Genomic DNA, 9,598 nt, shown 5'->3' with positions numbered 1-9,598 from the left:
ATTGGTACTGCAGCTTCTATTAACTCAAGAACGACTTCTTCACGTGATTCATCAATACGAACCACTTTTGCTCTTTCCCCTTTGAAAGGACCAGAAATAAGTTCAACAATACTTCCTTTCTGAATAGAGGAAATAATAGGTTCTGGTTTTAAGAATCTTTTTACTTCTTCGAAAGTAATGCCAACACTACCTTCAACAACCCCTCTTAAATGTTGTACTTTTAAATCAGGATTCCTAAGATCTATTTTTGTTGAAGATTCAACTAAAATATACCCTTTTAAAGATTCCGGAACAAGAATTGCAGAAATGCCTATGCCATCAATGGTTCTAGCCTTACGTGCCAACAATCTGGCGACATTCCTTTCTTGACCTGCAGAGGTTTTAAGAGCGTATATGGAACTATTAGTATCTTCCATGAAAAATTCACCTATTTTTAAAATTTTTGCTTGTTAATAAAATCATACATTAAGTTAAAAATATTATAAAAGCCATGATTTTCAAGAAAAAAAATTATCTCGAAAACAAGATTTCTATAATATCAATATTTATATAAATAGTAGTATTTAAAAGTTTTCAAAAAAAATCACTTTTTAAATAAAATAACACATTACAAAAAATTTTATTATAATCCTTGGTAATTAAAAAAATAAAAGAATGGTTCTATAAACCAACTAAAGAACCAAGTAACATAATTACGAAACCTATAACACCAATTATGACTACACCCATAAGGGAAACTTTAGCCAGATCAATGTATTCAGGTAAATCTGGTTTTTTTGATACTTTCAATACTCTTTTACTGTCTTTGATAAATTTGCTAAAAGTTTCTTCAACATTCATTTAAATACCCAAAATTAAAAAATTTATAAAATTATAATAAAATAATAGTAATAAAATAATTTATAATTTAAACATTAATAAATGTTTGCATTTTTTATAAAAAAATAAAATATGGAATTAGAAAATTCCATCAATGAAATCATCTAATTGGTTGCTGGCTGAATCTGAATCAATTTCCTCTTCGGAAACTTCTTCTTCATAGTTGACACCAGTTTCATAATTAGATTTAATGCCTGAAACAACAACTGTGGTTCTAACAGTATTTTGAAGGCTTTCATCAATTTGAGTACCCCAAATAATGTTAGCTTCAGGATCTAACTTATCAGCAACAACTTGGACGATTTTTTCAGCTTCATGCAATGTTAAATCAGAACTACCTGATATGTTAACTAAAGCACCGGTTGCATTAGAAATATCAATATCTAATAAAGGACTGCTTAATGCTTCATGCACAGATTCTAATGCCCTATCACCAGTATCGGATTCACCCATACCAATCATAGCCATTCCTGATCCGCCCATGATGCTTCTAATATCAGCGAAGTCTAAACTTACTAAACCTTTCTTAGTAATCAATTCAGTTATTCCTTTTACAGCTCTTCCTAATATTTCATCAGAAACCATAAATGCCTTATTTAACGGCAAGTTAGGTGCAACTTCCAATAATTTATCATTTGGAATGACAATTACTGTGTCAGCTGATTCTTGAAGTTTTTCTAAACCAAATTCAGCGTTTTCTCTTCTTTTAATACCTTCTGCTGAAAATGGCATAGTAGCAACAGCAACAGTTAATGCGCCTAATTTTTTAGATAATTTAGAGATAATAGGTGCTGAACCTGTACCGGTTCCCCCACCAAGACCGCATGTGACAAATACCATGTCTGCGCCTTCCAATTGGTCTCTAATTTCATCTTCGCTTTCTTCAGCACATTCTTCACCAACTTCTGGGTCACCACCAGCACCTAATCCTTTAGAAGTTTTTCTACCTAAAAGGATTTTTTTAGCTGATTGACAATAAAATAAATCTTGAGCATCAGTGTTCACAGCAATAGTTGTTGCTCCTTCAATACCCATTTCATTTAATCTTGATATAGTATTATTTCCTGCTCCACCAGCACCAACAACAAAAATATGAGTTTTAGCTCCTCTAATCATCTCAATAAGGTCATCATCGATATCTGAAGAGAGTTTATCAGGAGTTTTCTCTTCCATTCTTTGTTCGGATTCTTTGATTGCATCATCTATAAATTTCACAAATTAACCCCACATACTCTTCTATTAAAATAATTGTTAAATATTTCTATTTTTACTTATATTTAAATGCAACTACTATTATATAAATTACTAATTTTTTTACAAAATAATATAATAATCAACTAATCACGTGGCATTGCAATAATTTCATGGAATTCCAAATCGAATAGGTTTTTAGCATTGACCGGTGTTAGAATAACTGCACTGTCAACACCATGGCCTCTACCGCCAATTGCAATTATTTCTTCTCCCACAGGTATTAATCCTGCATCTGCAGCCATAATGGAAATTTCTGCAGCAACCTTAATTCCATGAGCGAACATTCTAAGTGTATCTGCAACAACATCCAATGGAGAGTATCCTCCATATTTGTTTGTAACCCCTCTTGCTGCACCGCTGAATGCATGGCCTCCGAAATATGTTTTAATTCCAACAGCTTCAAGCTTTTCAATCATCTCATCGGAAATGTCTGATTCGTTAGGACCGCTGAAGCCCATATGATGGGTCACGTTGATTATCTCAACATCATCACCAATAGCATCATACAGCTTCAATGCTGATTTTCCTGATGCTGAAGCAATTAGAATTCTTTTGATATTGTTAGAACTTTCCAATTTGTCTTTAACAGCACTAATCAATTCATCAGTATAATCCTCGCCTTCCTTTTCAAAATATGTGATAAATTTTCTAACCATTGTTACACCCAAATAGATAATTATTTAAAATTCATTACTTTATATTATACTATCTATTTTAAATAAAGATTCTTATGACAAGTGAAGATTTGAAAAATATAAAGCATGTGATTAATGGGGATTATATTGTAATTCCTATAGAAACCGGATACATCAAGCCAAATGAGAATTTAAATTCAATAATAGAACCTGCAAAAGAATTAATGAAAGATAATGACTATTTGGTAATTGCTGAAACTCCAATTTCAATTTCACAGGGGAGGCTGATTGATGAATCCAAATACAAACCATCCTTAACCGCCAAGTTTCTGACAGTAGTGTGGAGCAAATATCTTTGGGGATATGTGCTGGGACCCTTGCTTAAAATCAAAAAGAGAACAATAAAAAATTTGAGAAAGTTGCCTAAAGAAACTGAAGCCCATAAGGAAGTTGTCTTACAGTTATATGGATTGAAGCATGCTTTGAAACCCGCTTCCGAAGCGGGAATTGATTTGAGTAACGCCCCTGGAACATACGTTTCGCTATTGCCTGAAAACCCCGAAAAAGTTGCAAAAGAAATTAAAAAGGAAATCGGCAAAGAAGTTAAAGTCATGATTATCGATACCGACGCGACATATATGAAGAACGGAAAGTATTTTACAGGTTTGCCGATAGCCATTGAAGGCATCGATGCCGATAATGGGTTTTTCGGATATCTGAAAGGACAGATGTCAGAAAATATGGGATCAACACCATTGGGATGCAGTGAAGAAATTGATGTTGAAACTGCTTTAAAAATAGCCAATATTGCTGAAGATTATCAAAAATCACTTGAAACAGAAATGAAAACAATACACAGCGTTAAAGCAGTGTTAGGTACTGAAATTGATGAAGTTACCATCGAAGACCTTGATTCGATAACCCATACCCCTGCAGTGATAATCAGAAAAAGTTAAACGACCATTGAACCATCATTTTATTGAAAAAAAGAAAAATAAGCTTTAAAAGTGGAAAAATTATAAATTTAAACTAAAAAAAATGGTTAAAAGAAAATTTTATATTAACCAATATACAAAAATAATACCACTTAAAAATTATAACTTATAATTACTTTAAAACATGAGGTCGAACTTTAATGAGAATAGATAAATTCGCTAAATACAGGAATATTTTGTTGCCCTTAGTTGATGCGTTTGCTGTTATTCTTGGATATTATTTAATATCAGTCATTATTACCGATTCATTTTTAATGAATCCCACAAGCGCGGTAACAAAACATGAGCTTCTAATAAGCATAGCTATTGGAATAGTAATTTTATTGACTGTTTTTAAAATCGATGGCATGTATTCTCACATTATACGTTATGAAAGCCTCAGAGATTACACTATGTACCTGGTGTTTTCAGTAATCTCCCTACTTATAGTCTCCTTAATAGAAGAGTTGGTATTGGATATGAAAAATCCCTCAATTAAGCTTAACCTCGCAGTAGGATTCTTAATTGGTATTATAGTTATTACCTCACGTTTAACAATCAAGCATTATCTGCTGTCTTCCACTGCAAAACCTGAAAAGTATAAAGTTCCGGAAAGTCCGGAGAAGTTATTGCTTATAGGTGGAGGATACTCTGCCAATGACATCATAAAAACATTGAATTCCACTTTAAAAGGAAAATATGAAATAATTGGAATAATTGACGACAATAGAAAACGACAGGGTTATTCTGTGGCAGGAGTGAAAATCATTGGAAAAAGAAATGACATTATACGCATCTGCGAAGAATACAATGTGGATTCCATTTTTTTCACAATTGTAAATATAGATAACAAGAATAAAAAAGAGATTCTGGAAATCTGTAATAAGACAAATGCAAAAGTTAAAGTATTGCCGGGATTAAGGGAACTCATTTCCGAAGAGAACCTGTATCACAGTTTAAGGGATGTGGAAATTGAGGATTTACTCGGAAGAGACCCTATTGAACTTGACAATAACAACATCAAAAGCATAATCAGCGGAAAAATAGTTTTAGTGACCGGTGGAGGAGGATCTATCGGAGAAGAGCTTTGTAGGCAAATAATGCTTCATAATCCAAAGCGCTTGTTAATGATTGACATATATGAAAATAACTTATATGATATTGAATTAGAATTGAAATCCAAATATCCGAACAATGAAATATGTGCCATAATCGCAAACATCAGAGATGAACATAGGATGTTTGAGATCTTTGAAGAATACTCTCCTGAAATTGTTTTCCATGCTGCTGCACATAAGCATGTTCCCCTTATGGAAAATAATCCGACTGAAGCGATAAAAAACAATATATTCGGTACATATAACCTGGTTAATGCGAGTGACAAATACAATGTGAAACGATTTATTCTGATATCCACGGATAAAGCTGTAAATCCTACAAATATAATGGGTGCCACCAAAAGGTTATGTGAAATGATTATTCAGGCAAAGGATAAGGAAAGTGAAACTGAATTTGTGGCCGTTCGTTTCGGAAATGTTTTGGGAAGTAACGGGTCAGTAGTGCCATTATTCAAAAAGCAGATTGCTGAAGGCGGACCGGTTACCGTGACACATAAGGAAATTACAAGATTTTTCATGACAATTCCCGAAGCTGTGGCATTGGTGCTTCAATCAATCACCTACGCAAAAGGCGGAGAGATATTTGTATTGGATATGGGAAATCCTGTAAAAATATATGATTTGGCAAAAAGTTTGATTGAACTGTCCGGATTGACTCTTGGAGAAGACATTGAAATTAAGATTACAGGAATGAGGCCTGGAGAAAAGTTATATGAAGAGTTACTGATGGATGAAGAAAACCTTGAAGAGACAGGACATGAAAAAATCTTTATTACTGAACCAATGGACTTTAAAATGGAAGAAGTTGAAGAAAAGCTCGATGCTTTCAGATACCTTATAGATAACGACATTTACGATAAAGAAATCATAAAAGATACTATGAGGAAATGTGTTCCTACTTATCATGACCCTCAAGAAATCAATGGAGAATAAATAATGAACATACCATTTTCACCGCCAGACATCAGCGAAGCAGAAATTGAAGAAGTTATAGCGGCCCTGAAATCCGGCTGGATTACTACAGGACCAAAAACAAAAGAGTTTGAAAAAAGGATAACCGATTATTGCGGCAGCGATAAGACTGTCTGTTTGAGTGCTGCAACTACAGCTCTTGAAATGACATTGCGCCTACTTGGTGTAGGGGAAGGAGATGAAGTGATTGTGCCTGCATACACATATACCGCCACCTGCAGCGTAATATGTCATGTTGGAGCAACACCAGTAATGGTGGACAGCCAAAAAGACAAAGAGCACATGGACTATTCCCAAATGAGCGATGCGATTACTGACAAAACAAAAGTCATCATGCCTGTGGACATTGCGGGAATATTATGTGATTACGATAAGATTTTTGAAATAATTGAAAATAAAAAAGACCTGTTCCGCCCAAATAATGAGATACAGGAAGCATTCAACAGGATAATTGTGCTGGCCGATTGCGCTCATGGATTTGGCGCAGTTCAAAATAATAAGAAAGCAGGAAATCTTGCTGACTTTACTTGTTTTTCATTTCATGCAGTTAAAAACCTGACAACAGCCGAAGGAGGAGCTGTAACCTGGAAAAAACATGACAAGGTGGATTCTGAAAAATTATATAAGCAATTGCAGATTCTCTCATTGCATGGGCAAACCAAAGATGCGCTGGAAAAAACCCAAAAAGGATCTTGGGAGTATGATATTCTAATTCCTGCATATAAATGCAATATGACTGACGTTCAGGCAGGAATCGGCCTTGGACAGCTTGGAAGGTATGATGCGATGTTAGAGCGCAGACATGAAATTGTAAAAAAATACGATGCAGGGTTTGAAAACAGCAAGGTCATCACACCAATCCACTTCAGTGAAAATTCAAAATCATCAGGACACCTCTACCTGACAAGAATTGACGGTATCACACTTGATGAAAGAAATGAGATTATAATCAAAATGGAAGAACGGGGAATCAGCACCAATGTGCATTACAAACCGCTCCCACTGTTGACAGCGTATAGGGATTTGGGATACGATATAAACGATTACCCGAATGCATATCACTTATTTGAAAATGAAATAAGCCTGCCGATATATTCCACCCTAACCGATGAGGAAGTAGATTATATCATTCAGAATTTATTAGAAATTTTAGAAGAATATTAGATATGTATTTATAATAAAAAAAACATAACTAATATAGATTTAATCTTATATATCATAACATGTTATTTTTTTATTTTTATATGATAATTTGATTTGATAAGTTTTAGGGGAAATTAAATGATAAATGATCCATTAGTAAAGACTTTATTAACCAACATTGTTGAAGATGAAAGCAATTTACCAATTGTTGAGGCATTGAACGATGGAATTGAAACTGATGAGGAAATTGCAAATAAAACTGGAATTAAACTAAATATCGTTAGAAAAATACTTTACAGACTTTATGATATGGGATTGGCTAGTTATAAAAGAAGTAAAGACCCTGAAACACAATGGTTTACTTATTCTTGGAAATTTGAAAAAGATGAAGTTATTAATCGTATCCAAAAGGATTCCCAGAAATATTTATCAATGCTGAATGAGGAATTGGAACGTGAAGAAAACAATATGTTTTTCGTATGTCCACTAGGTCACGTCAGACTTGATTTTGATGAATCCTCCGATTATGAATTCATATGCCCTGCATGCGGTGAAGAATTAGAATTCCAGGACAATGCAGAAACCATCGAACAAATAAAAGAAGATATCAAAATGGTTGAAAGTAATTTTAATTCCTTTAATGAAAAAAACAAATGAAAAGATAAAAATGGAAATTGAATTGCTTGAAAAGGAGAATACTCCTGAAAATGTTATAGAACATTGTAAAGCCGTTTATAAAAAAGCTATGGAAATAGCTTCTAATTTTGATAATGTTGATGAAGACCTTATTAGAAAAGGCGCTCTTCTGCATGACATCGGACGATCCAGAACCCATGGAATTGACCATGCAATAGAAGGGGTTAAAATAGCTGAGCAATACGGATACGACGAAGACGTGTTAAAAATCATTGAAAGACATATCGGTGCCGGAATAACCGAAGAGGAATCCGTAAAACTTGGACTTCCAAAAAAATCATATGAGCCCGAAACTCTTGAAGAAAAGATTGTTGCCCATGCAGACAATCTGATAAGCGGCAGCGACGAAGTGGATATCGATTTTGTCATAGCGAAATGGAAAAGACGAATTGAAGACAGCGATGATAATATTGAAAGATTAATAAAACTTGACAATGAATTAATTAAAGCTTTTGAGGAATAACATGAAGGTAATATGCTCCAGTGAAGAATCATTATATCGTCCGGAAGCCGTGAGATGGAGGCAGAGAATGGAAATGATGAAGCCTCTTGGTGATACAGTTGTTTTATTGCCGTGCAGTATGAAAAAACCGTATTCCAATTCCAAATCACACCAAAAATTCAGAAAGATTACAAGATCATTTCAGGAACTTATAGTGACTTCCCCCTTTGGAATCTGTCCAAGGGAACTTGAAAATACATTCCCAATCCAATCATATGATGTGAGCACAACAGGTTCATGGTCTGAAGATGAAATTGAAGAAAGCGGGAAACTAATAGCCAAATATTGTGAGGGAAAAACAGTTATAGCCAATCTCGCAGGAGGTTATCTTGAATCCTGTGAGGCATATCTTGATGATTTCATCAATACATGTGAAGACGGCAGGCCCACATCACCTGATTCACTTTATAATTTAAGGATGGAACTTAAAAAGCATGATAGAGTAAACAGAAGAGAAAAAACACTTCATGAGTTGAAATCAATTGCCAAATATCAGTTTGGTGAAAATGGTGATGAATTCATACCGGAAAATGTCAAAACAAAAGGAATGTATCACAAAAGAATATTGAGCAATGGAAAACAGTTAGCATTACTTAATAAGGATTATGGATTATATAGATTAAATTTGCCTGGTGGAGAAATTTTAAAAGAATTGGGAATCCATGTTGTTGAAATTGACTTCGACCTTACGACAAATACCGTTTTCGCACCCGGAATCAAAAAAGCGGACCACAATATCATACCAAATGACGAAGTCGTGGTTGTTAAAGATGAAACAGTCGTAGGAGTTGGAAAAGCAATAATGACAGGCCGTGAAATGGAAGAATACAATAATGGAATTGGTGTTAAAATAAAACATCGATTAAAATAATTTAATAATCTTTTGTTAGAAAAAATAACAATGTTTATAAATATCTTATGAAATAATAATAAATACAATAAAAATATAGGAGACTGAATAATGTCTGAAGACTTAGTAAAAGATATTAAAGATGCAATTTATGTAATAAATGACCCACACATGGGAATCAGTATCGTAGAAATGGGTATTGTGCAAAATATTGCAGTTGAAGGAGATCAAGCTGAAATTATCCTCAAACCAACCAATCCAGGTTGTATGAGTATTACTCGTATTGCTGCTGATGCAAAAATCAGAGCAGAAAACGTTGAAGGAATTGAAAATGCAAAAATAATCGTTGAAGGACATGCAATGGCAGATTCCATTAACGAAATGATTAATAGATAAATTTTAAAAAATCTTATTTAATTCTATATATAACCACCGAAAGAGTTATATATAGTAATTAATATAAGTATAAGTGTTGACAGTTAACCTGTCATATATAAAACATAGGCTAGTGGCACAGCTTGGTTAGCGCGCTCGGCTGATAACCGGGAGGTCATGGGTTCGAATCCCATCTAGCC

General features: G+C 34.0%; 11 protein-coding genes. 7 read left to right on the top strand and 4 right to left on the bottom strand.

The window, feature by feature from the left end:
* From E7Z77_RS09295 to E7Z77_RS09280, 4 genes are all read right to left on the bottom strand, one after another.
* On the bottom strand, window positions 1-416 hold a 416-nt coding region (locus E7Z77_RS09295; protein ID WP_292753330.1), incomplete at its 3' end, for a transcription elongation factor Spt5.
* A gap of 244 nt (window positions 417-660) precedes the next feature.
* A complete protein-coding gene (locus E7Z77_RS09290; RefSeq protein ID WP_292753327.1) occupies window positions 661-840 on the bottom strand; it encodes a protein translocase SEC61 complex subunit gamma in 180 nt (59 codons plus the stop codon).
* Between the two features lie 117 nt (window positions 841-957).
* On the bottom strand, window positions 958-2,094 hold the full coding sequence (ftsZ, locus tag E7Z77_RS09285; protein WP_292753323.1) for a cell division protein FtsZ: 1,137 nt from the start codon (window positions 2,092-2,094) through the stop codon (window positions 958-960).
* 122 nt (window positions 2,095-2,216) lie between these two features.
* Complete coding sequence (locus E7Z77_RS09280) at window positions 2,217-2,789, bottom strand: pyruvate kinase alpha/beta domain-containing protein (RefSeq protein ID WP_292753320.1); 573 nt, start codon at window positions 2,787-2,789, stop codon at window positions 2,217-2,219.
* A gap of 74 nt (window positions 2,790-2,863) precedes the next feature.
* Here E7Z77_RS09280 and E7Z77_RS09275 point away from each other — a divergent pair, with 74 nt between their 5' ends.
* From E7Z77_RS09275 to E7Z77_RS09245, 7 genes are all read left to right on the top strand, one after another.
* Window positions 2,864-3,724 (top strand): coenzyme F420-0:L-glutamate ligase, encoded by an 861-nt coding sequence (locus E7Z77_RS09275; RefSeq protein ID WP_292753317.1) that lies wholly within the window; start codon window positions 2,864-2,866, stop codon window positions 3,722-3,724.
* Window positions 3,725-3,903: 179 nt separating this feature from the next.
* On the top strand, window positions 3,904-5,793 hold the full coding sequence (locus tag E7Z77_RS09270; RefSeq protein WP_292753314.1) for a nucleoside-diphosphate sugar epimerase/dehydratase: 1,890 nt from the start codon (window positions 3,904-3,906) through the stop codon (window positions 5,791-5,793).
* Window positions 5,794-5,796: 3 nt separating this feature from the next.
* Window positions 5,797-6,996, top strand: coding sequence for a DegT/DnrJ/EryC1/StrS family aminotransferase (locus tag E7Z77_RS09265; RefSeq protein WP_292753311.1), 1,200 nt, complete (start codon window positions 5,797-5,799; stop codon window positions 6,994-6,996).
* Between the two features lie 117 nt (window positions 6,997-7,113).
* The gene (gene tfe / locus E7Z77_RS09260) at window positions 7,114-7,632 is read left to right on the top strand and encodes a transcription factor E (protein WP_292753308.1); all 519 of its coding nucleotides are present in this window, start codon (window positions 7,114-7,116) and stop codon (window positions 7,630-7,632) included.
* A gap of 10 nt (window positions 7,633-7,642) precedes the next feature.
* A complete protein-coding gene (locus tag E7Z77_RS09255; protein WP_292753334.1) occupies window positions 7,643-8,134 on the top strand; it encodes a TIGR00295 family protein in 492 nt (163 codons plus the stop codon).
* Between the two features lies 1 nt (window position 8,135).
* Window positions 8,136-9,044 carry a DUF5591 domain-containing protein gene (locus tag E7Z77_RS09250; protein ID WP_292753305.1) on the top strand — a complete coding sequence of 303 codons (909 nt, stop codon included), beginning with the start codon at window positions 8,136-8,138 and terminating at the stop codon, window positions 9,042-9,044.
* Between the two features lie 90 nt (window positions 9,045-9,134).
* Window positions 9,135-9,419, top strand: coding sequence for an iron-sulfur cluster assembly protein (locus E7Z77_RS09245; protein WP_292753302.1), 285 nt, complete (start codon window positions 9,135-9,137; stop codon window positions 9,417-9,419).
* Window positions 9,420-9,598: the final 179 nt, after the last annotated feature.

Origin of the sequence: Methanobrevibacter sp. (assembly GCF_015062985.1) — an archaeon.
Lineage (GTDB): Archaea > Methanobacteriota > Methanobacteria > Methanobacteriales > Methanobacteriaceae > Methanocatella.
The sequence above is the reverse complement of the archived record's forward strand: the minus strand, read 5'-3'. Positions and strand labels throughout refer to the sequence as shown.